Here is a 15,377-nt window from a genome sequence, read left to right on the forward strand (position 1 = left end):
GGAAGCCAGCACTCAATCGATTTATGATTGAATTTGAAGACCGCTTAGCGGATTATATTTAACCTTGGCAGTTACACAGAATTATTTACAGGCTCCTGCTTGGGGAAGTCGTGCACCGGTAGGTCAGTAAATCGATACAAATTGCATATCTTCGACATCCCGCCGATACCACCTTGCCGCGTTTGGGCGATTAAGCCCATACGTTCGAGATTGCGAAGTGACTTCCACAATGTTGCTGACGAGCTCCATCCGCGATGTTTCATTTCTGAAAGCGTGGCATTGATATTGCCGTTATTAGTCGACCGCAACTTAGCGCGTAAATCGGCATACAATGCTTTGTCAGAAAATGCCAAAACTCGCCAAGCTGGGCTATCGAGAACTGCAAGGGGGATGCGAATGTGCGCAACTCCCTTCCAGTGTTCGTCGTATTGGCTAAACTTCCTGCTCATTGCTTGGCTCCAAATTCCTCTAGGAGCCGTGTGGAGGTTATTTGCAGTTCACTTGCGTCTGGGTCGCCAAATTCGCCTAGCCCGTAAACTGCGCGCTTCTGTGCGTCGTCTGCGTTGTCGGCATATACAGTGATGGGGGTGGTGATTTCTTGGCGGACTTCCACAATGTAGCGTCCCATTATGCAGCCCTCCGTACTTTGTCCCATTGGCCAGAAAACAGCACGTAGCGTTTACAGGTATGGCGATTGCCTTGAGCGTTCCTGTCGTGGGCGGGAATGGCCTGAATGTTGTAACCATAATTCCAGCGCAATTCATGAACCCTTGCTGCGGGCATCATAATATCGAGCTGTTCTCTTATTTGGATTGTTGTTAGACCCTCGTTGCCCACTCTACGTAAGGCAATTAAAAGGCGTTGGCGTTGGTCGCTGCTAGCAGTAGAATTGGTGGTGTGTAACTGGCTGCTCTTCGGGGTGGCCTTTTTCATTGCTGCACCCTCTATACTGCGGACTTGCTAGCGGCAATGCGCTCAGCAATCCATTTATCAATACTGCTTGCGGGCCACGCAACTGTGCGACCGACGAGCCTGCATGGTTTCGGAAATTTGCCTTCGGCCATAAGTGCGTAAATTGTGCTGCGGGCTAGCCCAGTACGGGCTTCAATTTGTTTCCGGCGTAATAATGCTTCTTGTGTTTTCATATCTAAGTAAAACCTCTGTGTGCTTGTGACTTCCGAGGTTTCATTAGAATTTATTTCTGTCTGTCTAAATGGAATATTCCGAAATCGGCGTAGAATATTCTATCCTGAGCTCTCAGATAGATACTTTGCTAAAGTTTTGGCAGTAACAGGCTCCTTAATTCCTTTCAAACTGAGGTGCCTAAGAATAGCCTCTGCGTCTTTCATGTGTTTTCCAGTCGCGCCGTCAATAAGGGCTGCGGATAGGGCGTTTATAGTGGCGAGGTATGCGTTTACGGTTTTTTTGTGCGGTAGCTTTTGGCTTATCTAAAGGTTCGCTTAGTGACTGAATAAAGTCCATGAGATTTGGCGGCTTTACTCCCCATACGCAATCCTTCGGTAGGCCGCCGGCAGGGTAAAAGTTTTCGTAGTTTCGATAGTTTTCGTCTACTGGATAGTCAGAATTTTTGTTAAATGGATTGTCGGCGAGATGTTCCTTGAGATTTGCCCATATTTTATCCTCCGGGCGGTAAAGTATGACATCTCCGTCTACATCGAAGAGCGTTAGCTCGGGACCTTTAGTTAATCGTAAATATTCGTACTCGACGTCTAGTCTTTCACATCCGTGCATCGATAAATCCCAGATGCCGTTAATCGACTTAACATTTTTCTCAAATACTACTGCTTCATTTTCAGAGATAAACTTGCCATCAAATATCCTTAATGTGCTTTCTTTGTTGGACATTATTGCAGGGACGATAACGTCTTTGTAGGTAACTTCACTTGGAAGCACGCTATTCCCTAGTACCGCTGTGGCATGATTTACGAGGTTTACTGATAGGGTTAAATGTCCTTCCAGTGCAAATTGCAGTAGATCCGATGTTTTTACCTTCTCTGAAATTATACTCGAAGCATAACTTGCAGCTTCGGTAAGTGTTAGCCAAGGTTTAAGCTTAAGTAGTTTGCTCATGCACGCCTTCTCACATTGTGCTCCTTCGGTGTTGCCGCCCCAGGCTGGTGAAGGTGTCCAGCTTGTCCCCCGTCGGGTAAGGGGCGGCAATTTATACTGAGTCGTTATCTTTGTTTATTTTTCAGCTACCCGCCAAATTTAGCGAGAATTACATTCCCATTTTGGGCTTGAATCTTGAGGCTATCAAGGTAGTCCGCCCAGGCTTGCATCATTTTTTTCCGCTCCGGTAGGTGCGCTGTGCGGTTGTAGGCTCTCCCGTGAACGTCTTTCACCGCATGGGCTAGCTGGTGCTCGATCCAGTCAGGCCGAAAATGCAATTCTTCATCCAGTATTGTTCGCGCCATCGCTCTGAAACCATGCCCACACATTTCGTCTTTACCGATTCCCATGCGGCGCATTGCTGATAAAACGGCGTTGTCACTCATTGGCCGTCTAAGGGTTCTGGCGCTAGGGAATACATACTCGCTGTTACAAGTTAGCGGTTGCAGCTCTCGCAGTATGTCGATTGCTTGTTTACACAGCGGCACAATATGGTCTGACTTGGTTTTGGTGACATAGTAGCGCCACTCAGCCTTGTCTAAATCAATTTCAGCCCATTTAGCCTTCCGTAATTCGCCGGGGCGCACAAAAGTAAGCGGAGCAAGGCGAATGGCTGCGTTTACAACAGCGGTTCCCTGATAGCCATCTAGGGCGTTTAGCAGAGGGCCGACTAACTTAGGGTCAGTGATTGCGGATCGGTGTTTTTTGATTGGGTTGGCCAGCGCACCATTCAGGTCTTGGGCGGGATCGCGTTCACATCGACCTGTAGCCACGCCATAGCGGAATATTTGGCCGGCTATCTGCTTTGTGCGCTTGGCAGACTCAAGAGCGCCACGGCTTTCAATTTTTCGCAATACGGCGAGTAATTCGGGAGGTGTGATCTCATTGAGTGGGCGGGAGCCAAGGAAGGGGAATAAGTCCCGCTCCATCATTCGCTCAACTTTTGACCAATGATTTTCTGCCCAGATCGGTTTTTGTTTACTGAACCATTCTAAGGCGACAAGCTTGAAGCTGTTTGCCGCGGCGGTGGTGTTGGTGAGCTTAGTGATTTGTTTAAGCGCAGAGGGGTCTACGCCATTAGAGAGGTGTTGCCGAGCTTGTTCGCGAAGTTGGCGGGCCTTCTTTAGGGATGTGGCTGGGTAGACGCCAATAGAAAGCCGTTTTTCTTTTCCCCCAAAGCGATATTTCATGCGCCAGTATTTGCCGCCCTTGGGAGAGACTTCCAAGTACATGCCTTCGCCATCAGTTAGGCGATAGGGTTTGTCCTTGGGCTTGGCTAGTTTTACTGCGGGGTCTGTTAGGGGCATCTGGGGGCACCTGTTTGGTGAAATCTGTTTATGCCCCCGATTGTGCCCCCACTTTGTACTGGATTGCAATAGATGCCCCCAGACACCTATGGACGCTACAGACACAAAAAACCCCAGATTTACTGGGGTTTCAGGCCTTCCTTGGTCTCCCTTGGAAGTATTTTTGGTGGAGCCGGCGGGAATTGAACCCGCGTCCGCCAGTCCGCTGCTTATGGCTCTTCACATGCTTGGTTTCCGTCAATTAATTTAGCCGCATACAGCCCGACGGGCAGGACGTAATTAGCGATTCTGATTAAGTGTTTCGCGGCTCGGTCTCAGACATACCTTACTCGCTAGCTTGTTCTATATGACAGTCGCGTCCCATTTACAAGCATCTGGTAGCGACCGCTAACCGGGGTTTAAGCGGCTAGAGCGTAGTTGTCGTCGTTGGCAACTATTAGGTTTACAGCTTTGGATTAACGTGATTGGCTGTCATCACGGCATGCACCAGAAGTTTTGTAACCGGCGTCGAATCCAAATCGGCCCCAGATTGGTGATTGTACTCTTTTGGACTGTGTCCGGCTAGGATTGTTCACTGTGGTTTTGCTGGATGCTGAGTTTGATGTCTAAGCTTTTGTTGAGCAGTTCGGCTTCGTCTTCTAAGTCGGCGGCAATGAGGGGGTTGGCGAGCAGCCAGTCTTCGGGAATGTTTACGCAGAGTTTGTTGGCGTCTTTGCTGCTTAAGGTGATGTTGGCGGGGAGTTGTTTGGCCTGCCTGCGGCGATAAAAAATGCAGGCTAAGCGCAACACGCAAACCAGTGGCCAGTCGGCGGTTACGCCGTAGCTGGGGTTGCCTACTGGTTTGGGTTTGCGGCGGTGGTTGGCCACCAAAAAGCTGAGGCGGGCTTGTTCTTGCCGAGAAAATCCGGGCATGTCGGCGTTGCCGAGTATATAGGCACCGTGTTTGTGGTAGCTGCCGTGGGCAATGGCGAGGCCGAGTTCGTGGAGCTGGGCGGCCCAGCGCAGCAGGGGGCCTGCCTCGGTGTCGGGGGTGGTGATGTGGTCGGCCACGGCGGGTAGCCAGCGCGCGCAGAGTTCGGCAATGCGGTTGCCCTGGGCCTCGTCAATGCTGTATTGGCTAATGAGTTGCTTAATGGTGTCTTCGCGCTTGTCGCGGTGGTGGAGGCGGCCAGCAAGGTCGTGCACAATACCTTCGCGAATGGCATAGGCGGAGACGTGTAAGCCGTCCATGCCGAGTTCTTCGAATAGGGCGTAGAGTACGGCAAAGCCCCCCACAAAGACGTCGCGGCGATCTTCGCTGAGGCCTTTTATATTCAAGTCGCGACTATTAGCTGCGTTAAGTACTTGGTTTTTGAGTTTTTCTAGGCCGTCGGCAGAGATATAGCCCGCTTCGCTGAGTTCTTGCTCGGCGAGAATTTTGCCAATGCTGCGAATGGTGCCAGAGGAGCCGACGGCTTCTTGCCAATGGCCACGAAAGGGTTCTACGTAGGGGCTGATCATTTGTCTGGCGGCATTTACCGCCTTTTTAAAGGATTTCTCGTTGATGTCGCCATTTTTGAAATAGCGCATACTGAAACTGACACAGCCCATGGGTAGGCTTTCGAGTTGGCGGGGGGTGTTATTGCCCACCACCAGTTCGGTTGAGCCGCCGCCGATATCGATAACAAGGCGGTGCTTTTGTTCTGGGGCAAAATCGTTGGCCACGCCTAAATAGACGAGACGGGCCTCTTCGGTACCCGAGATAATATTAATGGGCAGGCCGAGCACGGCTTCGGCTTTGGCCATAAATTCAACAGCGTTGCTGGCGGCGCGCAGTGTGTTAGTACCCACTACGCGTATTTGGCGTCGAGGTACGCCGCGCAGGCGGTCGGCCATTTTGGCGAGGCTGTCGAGGGCGCGGTCTTGGGCTTCGTCGCTGAGGCGGCCGTCGTCGTCGAGACCAGCGGCTAATCTAACCATGTCTTTATGGCGGTCGATGACGCGAATTTTGTTGTCACTGAAGCTGGCAATAAGCAGATGAAAGCTATTAGAGCCGAGGTCGAGTGCCGCGTAAGAGTCGCTGTTTTGAGCCATGGTAGTATGAATTCCCTGTTGGCTGCACAGTGTATCGGCTGGGGGGCTTAAAATCGACTCTAGGCTTTTGTCATAAAAATGACATGAGCGGTGGCTACACTAGCGTGTATTTTTTTTGCTACATTAATTTAAGGGACTAACAGAGGGGTAGGCAGGACGTGGACAGTACGTGGGTTGCCAAAGAATTGAGCTGGTTGTCATTTAATGAGCGGGTATTGCAGGAGGCTGCCGACCCCTCGGTGCCAATTATTCAGCGTATTCGCTATTTGGGTATTTTCTCGAATAATTTAGATGAGTTTTTCCGAGTGCGGGTGGCAGATGTGCGGCGCTTGGCGGTGTTCTCTGCCGCGTCTAAGCAGGATGAGTACAAGGCGTTAATGGAGGAAATTCGTCAGAAGGTGCTGAAGCTGCAGCAGCGCTTTGATGTGGTGTATCGGGAAAATTTAAAAGAGCTGCGCCGTCGTAAAATTTACCTTATTAATGAAAAGCAGTTAGACGAGGCGCAAACAAACTATGTGCGCTCGTATTTTCACTCGCATATTCAGCAAGAACTCATTCCTATTATTCTTGACGATGCCAACCCGATCCCTGAATTGAATGAGTCGTCTATTTATCTTGCTATCCGTTTGGGTTATGAGTCGCAGACTCGCTTTGCACTGTTAGAAATTCCCACCTCGCGGCTAGATCGTTTTATTCGCATTCCTAGTCGCAAGGGTAAACGTGGCAAAGTACTGATTTCGTTAGAAAATATGATTCGGGTGTGTTTGCCGGAGGTGTTTAGGGGGATTTTTCCGCTGGAGACGGCCGATGCCTACACCATTAAGCTAACCCGTGACGCGGAGTTGGAACTGAGTGAAGAGGTTACTCACACCTTTGTAGAAAAAATGACCCAGAGCCTTAAACGCCGAAAAAAAGGCGACCCAGTGCGCTTTGTTTACGATGCGGCGATGCCTAATGATTTGTTAGATTATTTGGTCAAGCGCATGGGCTTGGGTAAATTAGACTCAATGATTCCCGGTGGTCGCTACCACAACTCCAAAGACTTTATGCGTTTTCCGAACTTAGGTCCGGCGTATTTAGATGCAAAGCCTTTGCCGACAATTCCGGTGCCGGTGATCGATCAGGCCGCCAATATTTTGAGTTGTCTGCGCGAGCAGGATATTTTGCTGTACTACCCTTACCACAGCTTTAATTACCTGACCGATTTACTGAAAACCGCCGCGATTGATCCGGCAGTTAAAAGTATTAAAGCAAGCTTATACCGGGTAGCGTCGAATTCTCATGTGGTTGATGCGCTGCTTAATGCGGTGGCAAATCACAAAGAAGTCACCGTGGTAGTTGAGTTGCAGGCGCGTTTCGACGAAGAGGCGAATATCGCCTTGTCGCAGCGTTTAACCGACGGCGGTGTGAACGTTATTCTGGGTGTGCCGGGCTTAAAGGTGCACAGTAAATTGATTTCGATTGTGCGCCAAGAGGGCAGTGTGCAACGGTTTTACACCCATGTCGGCACGGGTAATTTCAATGAAAAGACGGCCACGGTGTACACCGATTTTAGTTTGCTGACCTACGATCAGGCGATTGGCGATGAAGTGGCTAAGGTTTTCGACTTTATTGCTTACAATTATAAGCGCCATGAGTTTAATCACTTAGGGGTGTCGCCACTCAATAGTCGCGAGCGCTTATTGGGCTTGGTTAAAACAGAAATACAAAATGCTAAGAAGGGCGATGAGTGTGGTATCACGCTTAAATGTAATAATCTGGTCGACCGCGAGTTAATTGATTTACTGTACGAGGCCAGTGCGGCGGGTGTGCCGGTGCGTTTAATTGTGCGTGGTATGTGTTCGCTGGTACCGGGTTTGGCGGGTTTGAGTGAAAATATTGAAGCGATTAGCATTGTTGATGGTTTTTTAGAGCACCCCCGAGTGTATATTTTTCGGAATGCTGGCGAGCCGCGCTATTTTATTTCCTCGGCCGATTTAATGACGCGCAATATCGATTTTCGGGTAGAGGTAACCTGCCCTATTTACAGCAAGCCCCTGCAAAAAATGTTGCAGTCGATCATCGACTTGCAGTGGGCCGACAATGTGAAGGCGCGGATTATTGATGCGTCGCAGAGCAATGGTTTTCGGGCACGGAAAAAGAGCGGTGGTAAAGTTCGCTCTCAAGGTTTAACTCACAAATTTCTCAGCACGGGAAAACTGCCGCGCTTGGCGAAGTTGGACTACCGGCCTCGGGTAAGTAAGCCGAAGAAGAAACACAAAAAATAAAGTGGCTAATCGCTATTGCGAAATAATCAGTAGCTCGCCGCTGAGTTTTTTAGGGCTGCGTATTTCGCGGCTAATCAGCTCGGCGCCAAAAGCTTTTTGGCAACGCTTAGCCAGTTTGTGAAAGGGTGGACGACCGGGGTCGGCAATAATAATTTTGCCAACGCCGGCGTCGCGCGCCGCGCTAATGGCAGAAAATAAGGGCTTAACTAGGGCGTCCCAAAAGCAAATGTCGCCGCCTAGCATTAGACCGTGGCCGTGCAGGTCTTCGGTTTTTAGGTGTTCGTAGCGGGCGGTGCGGGTTTTGATTTTGACGTCGTTGAGTAAGGCGTGGGCCTCAAGATACGGAAACACGTGCTCGTCGGCGTCGATGGCGGTGACCTTGGCCTTGAAGTGCTGAGCGCAAGATATACCGAGAATACCCCAGCCACAGCCAATTTCGGTCATCTTGCTGCGCTTTTTAGGCGGGTTTTCGAGCAGGTAGTCCATGATGAGGAAGGAGGAGCCCCACACTTGATAGCCGTGTATCTCTGGCCCGGGCAGGTTGCGCTGCATTTTGCGGATTAGCTTGTGGCGCTTTTTGAGAATTAGAACGTCGTTAACAATACTAATGTCTTTTAAAACCGGGTTATCGGCCATTGCTGAGTCGCATCCTATGCTTGATTGGTCGAGTTAGCGGAATTGTTTTGGGCGAATAATCTCGATGAGTTTGGCGCTGTCGGCACGGAGTTGATCCCAGTACTCAATATTGATTTCCAGCTCCATAAAACTACAGGTGCCAACGTGACTGATTTTACCGTCGTATAAATAATTGGCGAGATCGGCGATCGCGGGGTTATGACCAATAATCACGGCGTGGTTTTGCGCTTGCGGCAGTTCTTTTATCCACGCGAGCAATTTGGGTGCTTCGAAGGTGTATAGCGCTTCGTCGTGGGTGATGGTGGCGTCGTCAAATACGCTGGCGTCAGCTTGAAAACGTTTGAGGGTTTCCTGGGCGCGCTTTGCAGTACTGCAGTAAACGTATTTGAAGAGGTGCTCGCGACGCTGGATTTCACTGGCAATCAGTTGGCAGTCGCGCTTGCCGCGTTTGGTAATGGGTCGCTCAGCATCACTGAGCTGGTCGTCATCCCAACCGGATTTGGCATGACGTAACAGATAAAGAGTTTTCATTGGCGTTGGCTAGCTAGCTCGGGTCAGGTGTTATGGTCGCGCACAATGCGCATTTTTTGACGTTCCCAATCGCGGTTCTTTTCAGTTTCGCGCTTGTCGTGGTCTTGCTTACCCTTGGCCAAAGCAATCTCGGCTTTGATCATGTGCTTTTTCCAATATAAGGCCGTGCATACGCAGGTATAGCCCTTTTGCTGGACAGCCTCTTCCAGTTTGCGCAGTTCTTTGCTGTGAAGCAAGAGCTTGCGGGTACGAATTGGGTCGGTGACGAAATGCGTAGACGCACTGGGCAGTGGCGTTATATTGCCGCCAAGCAGAAATGCCTCGCCATCTTTGAGGATTACGTAGGTATCGACGATCTGAATCTTACCTTGTCGCAGGCTTTTAACTTCCCAACCCTGTAATACCAGGCCAGCTTCAAACTTGTCGGTAAGGGTGTAGTCGTGCCGCGACTTTTTGTTTAAGGCGATCGTACCGCTAGGGCTTTTGCTTTTGTTTTTACTCATGGTGGCGATTATAGAGGGAGTTGCTGGCAAAACCTATTGGGGTCAGGTAAAAAGACCGCTGCTTTGCAAAATTGATGTTGACGGCATATGGCCTTAAAGAAACGAAAAATACAGGGTATCTGGTCTAGCCGCTGGACATTTCTGGCTGCTGCTACCGGTTTGGTGGTCAGTTTAGGCAATTTTTGGCGTACACCGCAAGAGTCAGGGCACAACGGTGGCGGGGCGTTTCTGATTATTTACTTGGCCTGCGTGCTGTTGGTGATGCTGCCGATAGCGGTGGCCGAGGTGCGTATTGCGGTGCGGGCGCGGGGTAACCCAATTCACGCTGTGGATCAGCTGGCGCATTATGCCAAGGCGAGCAAGCATTGGTCTTTGGTGACTCAAATTGCCAGCGTCACGGCGTTGTTGTTGGCGGCCAATGGCGCGGTGGTGTCGGCGTGGTTGTTGGTGTATATCGGCAAAATGGCCACCGGCGTGATGGATGGCGCTAGCTTAGATTTGGTGGCAGGGCAGTTTACCGATTTATTAGCTGCTCCTGACGTAATGCGTTTTTGGCAGCGATTGTTTGTGTTGCTGGCAATAGCGCTGTCGGCGATGAATGTGGTGCGGGGTATGGCTGGGCTCTTGCGGGTGTTGCTACCGGTATTGCTATTAGCGCTATTGAGTATTGTGTATTACAGCTATGCATTGGGTGATTTTGCGTCTGCGGTGAAATGGATGTTCACTCTGCGAATGGATGATTTAAGCTGGCGGGGCGGCTTTTTTGCTTTGCAGCATGCCTTTTATACCTTGAGTATTGGCACTGGGGCGCTGATGGCCTACGGCGCGTATTTTCCCTCTGGACGATCTATTACTCGGCAGCTGTTTGCCTTGGTCATTATCGATGCCGGTGTATTGATTTTGGCAGGTTTGGCAATATTGGCCTTGGTATTTGATCAGCATATTGTGCCGGGAAGCGGCCCTGCGCTGCTCTTTATTAGCTTGCCGTTTAGTTTTGGTAATTTGGTGTTTGGCGATATAGCGGGCACCGCGTTTTTTCTGCTGCTGGGTATTTTGTCGCTGACGACGGTGGTGGCACTAATGGAGCCGACCGTGGCGTATTTGGTTGAGCGCTGGGCCTTTTGGCGACCTCTGGCAGCGCTGACTGCGGGTAGCTTGATTTTAATCTGCGGTGATTTAGCCATATCCTCCTTGGCGCCATTCAGTGAGCTGCGCTGGTTATCGCGCAGTTTCATGGAGTGGGTAGACATCGTGTCGGCCAATGTTTTGCTGCCGCTGGCGGCTTGGTGTTTTGTGCTGTTTGCCGCGTGGCGGGTACCTAAGCTTGTTTACGGTGTGCGAGAAGGCTGGTTTGAAGGGCTGTTTTTTTGGATTTGGCAGGCCCTGTTGCGGTATATTGCGCCCCCTGCAATATTGCTGGTGCTCGTGGTAGGGCTCTATTTGCGAGTGACTGCGTAACATTATTGGAAAGTAGAATGACCGAAATTCGGCGCAGTGCGCTATTGCCTTATTCCTCAGGCATCATTTACCAGCTCATTAACGATGTTGAGGCCTACCCTCAGTATATGGATGGCTGTGTGGGTGCGGAAGTGCTCAGCCGTAGTGAAGACGTTATGGAAGCCCGTTTAGATTTGGCGAAAGCGGGTATAAAATTGAGCTTCATTACACGTAATGAGTTAAAGCATAATCGCAGTGTTAGCTTGAAGTTAGTCGATGGTCCCTTTGATGACTTGCGCGGCGAGTGGACGCTTCTCGCCTTGGGTGACGAGGCTTGCAAGGTAAGTTTGCACTTGCATTTTGCCTTGGCAAACAGTTTGGTGGGCGCGGCAACCAAGCAATTATTTAATTCGGTGGCCAATAATTTGGTGGACGCCCTAGTGAAGCGAGCAAATGCACAGTATGGAAAATAATAAAACGATTCATGTCGAGGTGGCTTATGCGCTACCGGATAAGCAGCGCATTGTTGCCCTCGAATTGCCTGCGGGCAGCACGGTTAGGGCGGCGGCGATGCAGTCGGGGCTGGATAAGCAGTTTGTTGAGCTGGATTTGAGCAGTGTCGATTTGGGGGTGTTTGGTAAAAGTGTCAGCAAGCCCGAAGAGCAGCCGCTGAAAAATGGTGATCGGGTAGAAATTTACCGACCTTTAATTGTTGATCCAAAAGAAGTGCGCAAGCAGCGGGCCGCCAAAGTGAAGGCCCGCAAGGCCGCTGAATAATTATTCAGCAACCGGTGCTGGCACAGTAGCGGGGTCTGTTGCGGTGCCGTCGCCGCTTGGCGCAGGCACTGTTTCTAAGGGCTTGACGTCGCTTGTTTTGACGTCAGTGGTGAATTTCACCAGGGTATCGCCGTCAAAGTAGGCCGTTAACTGGTGGCGTTCTTTGGGCTCGTCAGGCTTGTTTAGTGTGTAGATATAGTCCCAGCGGTTGGGGCTAAAGGTGTCGCGCACCATAGGTGTGCCCATAATGTATTCAACTTGGCTGCGACTCATGCCGACTTTAAGCTGATCGACCATTTCCGGCGTAATGATATTGCCCTGATCAATAGGCAGGCGGTAAACACCGGGGAATTCCAGAGTGCTACATGCCGCCAGTGATACAAGCAGGCATGCTGTGGCAAATCGTCTATACATGCTAAAGGGTTCCAATCGCTTACAGAGGCGTGGGATAATAACGCAATCCCCACCGCAACGCTAAGGTCCAAGGCACATGTCTATAGAAAATAAAGAGCTCCGCAAAGCAGGGCTCAAAGTTACCTTGCCTCGTGTCAAAATTTTGCAGTTACTGGAACAGGCTGAGAGCGACAATCAGCATTTCAGTGCAGAAGACGTCTATCGCGCGCTGATGGAGTCTGGCGAGGATGTAGGTTTAGCAACGGTTTACCGTGTGCTTACCCAGTTTGAAGCTGCAGGCCTGGTGGTTAGGCACAATTTTGAAGCAGGCCACTCGGTTTTTGAGCTAGAAAAAGGCGATCATCACGATCATATCGTGTGCCTAGAAACGGGCGAGGTCATCGAATTTTGCGACGACCTTATTGAAACGCGTCAGCGTCAACTGGTGGCCGAGCGTGGCTATGAGCTGGTTGATCATAGCTTGGTTTTGTATGTGAAGCCGAAGAAAGGCTAGTCGGACGTCGGGTGTCTGAGGTCTGACGCATAAAGCCAAAGGCTGCGCTTGACGAGGTTTTGGGTGCGGAATCCAATTTTCCGACATCCGACATCCGACATCCGACATCCGACATCCGACATCCGACATCCGACATTGGCTAGTCTGACGAAAAGTCTAAAACCCTTAACCTCAAGCAGCTTTCGTCACGTTTGCCGGTGCGAGTATTTAGCATCCGACGTCAGACGCCCGACATCCGACGAACCAACTAATGCCTTACCCCCAGCATTTCCCGCGCATGCGCTAGGGTATTCTCGGTAATCGCGATACCGCCTAGCATCCGCGCAATCTCGTCAATTTTCTGTTCGTCTTTGAGCGGCTCTAGCTCGGTGCGTAGGTGTTTTTTGTCGCCCACTTTTTGCACGCGAATATGATGGTCGCCTTGGCTGGCCACTTGGGGTTGATGGGTGACGCAGAGTACTTGGCTGCGCTGGCCGAGTTCTTTTAACAGTTTGCCGACGATTTCGGCAGTGGCGCCGCCAATGCCCACGTCGACTTCATCAAAGACAATGGTGGGTATTGCGGCAACTTGGGCGGTTACCACCTGTATGGCGAGGCTGATCCGTGATAGCTCGCCGCCGGAGGCGATTTTGTTCAGTGGTCCTTTGGCGGCGGCGGGGTTGGTGCTAATCAGTATTTCAACTTCTTCGCGGCCGCAGTTGTGTGGCTCGTCGCTTAGGGTGTGCAGGGCAAAGTCGACTTCGCAATGTTTCATGCTCAGGGCGCGCAGCTGTTCTTCGACGCGTTTTTTCATGGTGGCAGCGGCTTTGCGGCGCTTGTCGCTCAGCTTGGCGGCTTTGTCATTGTAGGACTTTAGTGATTCTTGTTGCTCAGCGCGGAGCTGCTCGAGCTTTTCGTCGCTGGCGTTAAGGCCTTCGAGTTGCTCTGCTAGTGATGCGTGCAGGGCTGGGAGCTCGCTGGCTTGTAGGTGGTGTTTGCGTGCCGTTTGGTAAATGGCATCGAGACGGCCCTCGGTTTCGGCCAGGCGGTCGGGGTCGAGTTCGGTGCCGTCGATGACATTTTGCAGTTCCCGTGCGGCCTCTTCAATTTGAATGCGGGCGCTCTCCATCAGTTGGGCGGCATTTTCTTGAGCGGCGCAGCGGTGTTGGCTGCTATTTAGCGAAGACAGGGCTTGATGGAGTATGCCCATGGCATTGACTTCGCCCTCGCGGCATAGCTGCAAGCTGTGGTGGTTGGCGGCGAGGATTTGCTCGGCATTGGCCAGCTGCTTTTGCTGGTTTTCGAGCTCTTCTAGCTCATTGGGCTGAAGGTTGAGGCGGTTCAGTTCTTCTAGTTGATAGCTAAGTAGCTGTTCCTGGGCATTTTGCTCGGCGGCGTTACTTTCTAGCGTGGCGAGGGCTTTGCTGCTGCGTTGGTATTGGCTGCAGTGTTCGCCGACTTGCTGGGCTAGTGCTGTGGTGCCGGCAAAGGCATCGAGTAGTTCGCGCTGATAGGGTTTTTGCAGCAATGATTGGTGTGCGTGCTGGCTGTGAATATCTATTAATAGGCTGCCAAATTCGCGCACATCTTGCAGGGTGACAGGTTGACCGTTGATGTAGGCGCGCGAGCGACCCTCGCTGGTAATCACGCGTCGCAGTAGGCATTCGTTGTCGCCATCGAAATCGCGGGCTTTTAGCCAGGCGCCGGCGGCGGGAATTTGGCTTATTTCAAATAGCGCGTGAATGTCGGTGCGGTCGGCGCCGGGGCGGACAATGCCCGCGTCGGCGCGGTCGCCAAGGGCGAGGCCCAGCGCGTCGAGCATAATGGATTTGCCTGCGCCAGTTTCGCCGGTGAGTACGGTCATGCCGGGGTGCAGTTCAATGTCTAGGCTTTCTGTTATGGCGTAATTGCTGATGTGAAGGTGGCTCAGCATAATGTTCTCTCACGGTAGGTGTGGGAAATTGTCTGTATATTTATACAGTAAAATACTGTGACTGGGCAAGCGCTGGTAAATAAGGTGCTGAAATTTTTTTACGCTTGCCTTGAAATAGTTTGCTACAGCCCCATATCCCAGTCAGCGCGGCCATGCTGCCGCAAGTGTATAGGCGTGTAGGAGATAGTTTACGTGGCAGAAGATCAGGATAAATCAGCATCGCAAGATGAGGATGCTCAAGTAGAAGCGATTGTTGGCGAGATTCAAGACGCGCTTGATGGTGCTGAGGCTGAGCAGGCGTCTGCGCCAGCGGAAGAAAAGAGCCTTGAGGTACAGCTAGATGAGGCTAAGCAGGCTGCCGCTGATGCTAAAGAGCAGGCGCTGCGCGCCGTCGCTGACGCTCAGAATATCCGCCGCCGCGCCGAGAAAGACGCAGAAAACGCCCGTAAGTTTGCTTTAGAGAAGTTTGCTGGGGATATGCTGGTGGTGGCCGATAACCTCGACCGCGCCTTAGCGTCAGCCGATAGGGATAATGAGTCCTTAAAGCCGATGATCGAAGGGGTGGAGTTGACGCATAAATCGATGCTCGATGCCTTGGCTCGCCACAATGTGGTGCAGCTCAATCCGGTGGGTGAGCCCTTTAACCCCGAGTTTCACCAGGCCATGGCGATGGTGCCAAATCCTGATGCCGAGCCAAATTCAGTGATGGATGTCATGCAGAAAGGCTTCACCTTGAATGGCCGCTTATTGCGTCCTGCCATGGTGGTGGTCGCTAAAGCGCCGGAATAATTTTTTAAATTGTGTAAAAAATGGTCTATGTCCCCTTGAAATATGTGGATAAGGGCCAATATCTGACAACAAGACATAGTGTTCGCCAAAAGTGGCGACTAGGTAAAT

The 15,377-nt window shown here is 51.2% G+C and carries 18 protein-coding genes and 1 other RNA gene; 6 read left to right on the forward strand and 13 right to left on the reverse strand.

Features of this window, described 5'->3' with window-relative positions; all coding sequences use genetic code 11:
* Positions 1–71: 71 nt before the first annotated feature.
* The 8 genes from HNQ57_RS15820 to ppx all read right to left on the reverse strand — a co-directional run bounded on the left by HNQ57_RS15820 (position 72) and on the right by ppx (position 5,510).
* Positions 72–449, reverse strand: a complete 378-nt coding sequence (locus HNQ57_RS15820) for a hypothetical protein (RefSeq protein WP_184464622.1) — start codon at positions 447–449, stop codon at positions 72–74.
* The gene (locus tag HNQ57_RS15825) at positions 446–628 is read right to left on the reverse strand and encodes a hypothetical protein (RefSeq protein WP_184464624.1); all 183 of its coding nucleotides are present in this window, start codon (positions 626–628) and stop codon (positions 446–448) included. Before HNQ57_RS15825 ends, HNQ57_RS15820 begins: the two co-directional genes overlap by 4 nt.
* Positions 628–933, reverse strand: coding sequence for a helix-turn-helix domain-containing protein (locus tag HNQ57_RS15830; protein ID WP_184464626.1), 306 nt, complete (start codon positions 931–933; stop codon positions 628–630). The genes HNQ57_RS15825 and HNQ57_RS15830 overlap by 1 nt, the downstream gene beginning before the upstream one ends.
* 11 nt (positions 934–944) lie before the next feature.
* A complete protein-coding gene (locus HNQ57_RS15835; protein ID WP_184464628.1) occupies positions 945–1,145 on the reverse strand; it encodes a helix-turn-helix transcriptional regulator in 201 nt (66 codons plus the stop codon).
* A gap of 223 nt (positions 1,146–1,368) precedes the next feature.
* The gene (locus tag HNQ57_RS15840) at positions 1,369–2,091 is read right to left on the reverse strand and encodes a hypothetical protein (protein ID WP_184464630.1); all 723 of its coding nucleotides are present in this window, start codon (positions 2,089–2,091) and stop codon (positions 1,369–1,371) included.
* A gap of 125 nt (positions 2,092–2,216) precedes the next feature.
* Complete coding sequence (locus tag HNQ57_RS15845) at positions 2,217–3,437, reverse strand: tyrosine-type recombinase/integrase (RefSeq protein ID WP_184464632.1); 1,221 nt, start codon at positions 3,435–3,437, stop codon at positions 2,217–2,219.
* Positions 3,438–3,601: 164 nt separating this feature from the next.
* Positions 3,602–3,963, reverse strand: a transfer-messenger RNA (tmRNA) gene (gene ssrA, locus HNQ57_RS15850).
* A 35-nt stretch (positions 3,964–3,998) separates the two neighbouring features.
* Complete coding sequence (gene ppx / locus HNQ57_RS15855) at positions 3,999–5,510, reverse strand: exopolyphosphatase (RefSeq protein WP_184464634.1); 1,512 nt, start codon at positions 5,508–5,510, stop codon at positions 3,999–4,001.
* 158 nt (positions 5,511–5,668) lie between these two features.
* Between ppx and ppk1 the strand changes: the two genes are divergently transcribed.
* A complete protein-coding gene (gene ppk1, locus HNQ57_RS15860) occupies positions 5,669–7,777 on the forward strand; it encodes a polyphosphate kinase 1 (RefSeq protein WP_184464636.1) in 2,109 nt (702 codons plus the stop codon).
* Between the two features lie 12 nt (positions 7,778–7,789).
* On the opposite strand, the gene HNQ57_RS15865 is transcribed toward ppk1, so the two are convergent.
* Genes HNQ57_RS15865 through smpB form a run of 3 tightly spaced genes read right to left on the reverse strand, consistent with a single transcriptional unit; the run spans position 7,790 to position 9,447 of the window.
* Positions 7,790–8,413 (reverse strand): class I SAM-dependent methyltransferase, encoded by a 624-nt coding sequence (locus tag HNQ57_RS15865; protein WP_184464638.1) that lies wholly within the window; start codon positions 8,411–8,413, stop codon positions 7,790–7,792.
* A gap of 33 nt (positions 8,414–8,446) precedes the next feature.
* On the reverse strand, positions 8,447–8,944 hold the full coding sequence (locus HNQ57_RS15870) for a SixA phosphatase family protein (protein WP_184464640.1): 498 nt from the start codon (positions 8,942–8,944) through the stop codon (positions 8,447–8,449).
* Positions 8,945–8,967: 23 nt separating this feature from the next.
* Positions 8,968–9,447, reverse strand: coding sequence for an SsrA-binding protein SmpB (gene smpB / locus HNQ57_RS15875; protein ID WP_008250462.1), 480 nt, complete (start codon positions 9,445–9,447; stop codon positions 8,968–8,970).
* Positions 9,448–9,534: 87 nt separating this feature from the next.
* Between smpB and HNQ57_RS15880 the strand changes: the two genes are divergently transcribed.
* Genes HNQ57_RS15880 through HNQ57_RS15890 form a run of 3 tightly spaced genes read left to right on the forward strand, consistent with a single transcriptional unit; the run spans position 9,535 to position 11,661 of the window.
* Complete coding sequence (locus HNQ57_RS15880) at positions 9,535–10,905, forward strand: sodium-dependent transporter (protein ID WP_184464642.1); 1,371 nt, start codon at positions 9,535–9,537, stop codon at positions 10,903–10,905.
* Positions 10,906–10,922: 17 nt separating this feature from the next.
* Positions 10,923–11,357 carry a type II toxin-antitoxin system RatA family toxin gene (locus HNQ57_RS15885; RefSeq protein ID WP_184464644.1) on the forward strand — a complete coding sequence of 145 codons (435 nt, stop codon included), beginning with the start codon at positions 10,923–10,925 and terminating at the stop codon, positions 11,355–11,357.
* Positions 11,347–11,661 carry an RnfH family protein gene (locus HNQ57_RS15890; RefSeq protein ID WP_184464646.1) on the forward strand — a complete coding sequence of 105 codons (315 nt, stop codon included), beginning with the start codon at positions 11,347–11,349 and terminating at the stop codon, positions 11,659–11,661. The genes HNQ57_RS15885 and HNQ57_RS15890 overlap by 11 nt, the downstream gene beginning before the upstream one ends.
* Here HNQ57_RS15890 and HNQ57_RS15895 read toward each other — a convergent pair whose 3' ends face one another.
* Positions 11,662–12,075 carry an outer membrane protein assembly factor BamE gene (locus HNQ57_RS15895; RefSeq protein WP_184464648.1) on the reverse strand — a complete coding sequence of 138 codons (414 nt, stop codon included), beginning with the start codon at positions 12,073–12,075 and terminating at the stop codon, positions 11,662–11,664.
* Positions 12,076–12,151: 76 nt separating this feature from the next.
* Here HNQ57_RS15895 and fur point away from each other — a divergent pair, with 76 nt between their 5' ends.
* Positions 12,152–12,568, forward strand: coding sequence for a ferric iron uptake transcriptional regulator (gene fur, locus HNQ57_RS15900; RefSeq protein ID WP_184464650.1), 417 nt, complete (start codon positions 12,152–12,154; stop codon positions 12,566–12,568).
* A gap of 247 nt (positions 12,569–12,815) precedes the next feature.
* On the opposite strand, the gene recN is transcribed toward fur, so the two are convergent.
* Entirely contained in the window at positions 12,816–14,480 is a 1,665-nt protein-coding gene (gene recN, locus HNQ57_RS15905) for a DNA repair protein RecN (protein ID WP_184464652.1), read from the reverse strand.
* Between the two features lie 192 nt (positions 14,481–14,672).
* On the opposite strand from recN, the gene grpE reads away from it, so the two are divergent.
* Positions 14,673–15,269 (forward strand): nucleotide exchange factor GrpE, encoded by a 597-nt coding sequence (gene grpE / locus HNQ57_RS15910; protein ID WP_184464654.1) that lies wholly within the window; start codon positions 14,673–14,675, stop codon positions 15,267–15,269.
* Positions 15,270–15,377: the final 108 nt, after the last annotated feature.

This window comes from Zhongshania antarctica (genome assembly GCF_014202945.1).
Lineage (GTDB): Bacteria > Pseudomonadota > Gammaproteobacteria > Pseudomonadales > Spongiibacteraceae > Spongiibacter > Spongiibacter antarcticus.

Excerpts from the sequence above, each read along its gene's own strand:
- fur (WP_184464650.1), top strand. The coding sequence starts at position 12,152 with ATGTCTATAGAAAATAAAGAGCTCCGCAAAGCAGGGCTCAAAGTTACC.
- HNQ57_RS15880 (WP_184464642.1), top strand. The coding sequence starts at position 9,535 with ATGGCCTTAAAGAAACGAAAAATACAGGGTATCTGGTCTAGCCGCTGG.
- HNQ57_RS15870 (WP_184464640.1), bottom strand. The coding sequence starts at position 8,944 with ATGAAAACTCTTTATCTGTTACGTCATGCCAAATCCGGTTGGGATGAC.
- recN (WP_184464652.1), bottom strand. The coding sequence starts at position 14,480 with ATGCTGAGCCACCTTCACATCAGCAATTACGCCATAACAGAAAGCCTA.
- HNQ57_RS15890 (WP_184464646.1), top strand. The coding sequence starts at position 11,347 with ATGGAAAATAATAAAACGATTCATGTCGAGGTGGCTTATGCGCTACCG.
- HNQ57_RS15835 (WP_184464628.1), bottom strand. The coding sequence starts at position 1,145 with ATGAAAACACAAGAAGCATTATTACGCCGGAAACAAATTGAAGCCCGT.
- ppx (WP_184464634.1), bottom strand. The coding sequence starts at position 5,510 with ATGGCTCAAAACAGCGACTCTTACGCGGCACTCGACCTCGGCTCTAAT.
- HNQ57_RS15845 (WP_184464632.1), bottom strand. The coding sequence starts at position 3,437 with ATGCCCCTAACAGACCCCGCAGTAAAACTAGCCAAGCCCAAGGACAAA.
- HNQ57_RS15885 (WP_184464644.1), top strand. The coding sequence starts at position 10,923 with ATGACCGAAATTCGGCGCAGTGCGCTATTGCCTTATTCCTCAGGCATC.
- HNQ57_RS15820 (WP_184464622.1), bottom strand. The coding sequence starts at position 449 with ATGAGCAGGAAGTTTAGCCAATACGACGAACACTGGAAGGGAGTTGCG.
- HNQ57_RS15825 (WP_184464624.1), bottom strand. The coding sequence starts at position 628 with ATGGGACGCTACATTGTGGAAGTCCGCCAAGAAATCACCACCCCCATC.
- HNQ57_RS15830 (WP_184464626.1), bottom strand. The coding sequence starts at position 933 with ATGAAAAAGGCCACCCCGAAGAGCAGCCAGTTACACACCACCAATTCT.
- HNQ57_RS15895 (WP_184464648.1), bottom strand. The coding sequence starts at position 12,075 with ATGTATAGACGATTTGCCACAGCATGCCTGCTTGTATCACTGGCGGCA.
- HNQ57_RS15840 (WP_184464630.1), bottom strand. The coding sequence starts at position 2,091 with ATGAGCAAACTACTTAAGCTTAAACCTTGGCTAACACTTACCGAAGCT.
- smpB (WP_008250462.1), bottom strand. The coding sequence starts at position 9,447 with ATGAGTAAAAACAAAAGCAAAAGCCCTAGCGGTACGATCGCCTTAAAC.
- HNQ57_RS15865 (WP_184464638.1), bottom strand. The coding sequence starts at position 8,413 with ATGGCCGATAACCCGGTTTTAAAAGACATTAGTATTGTTAACGACGTT.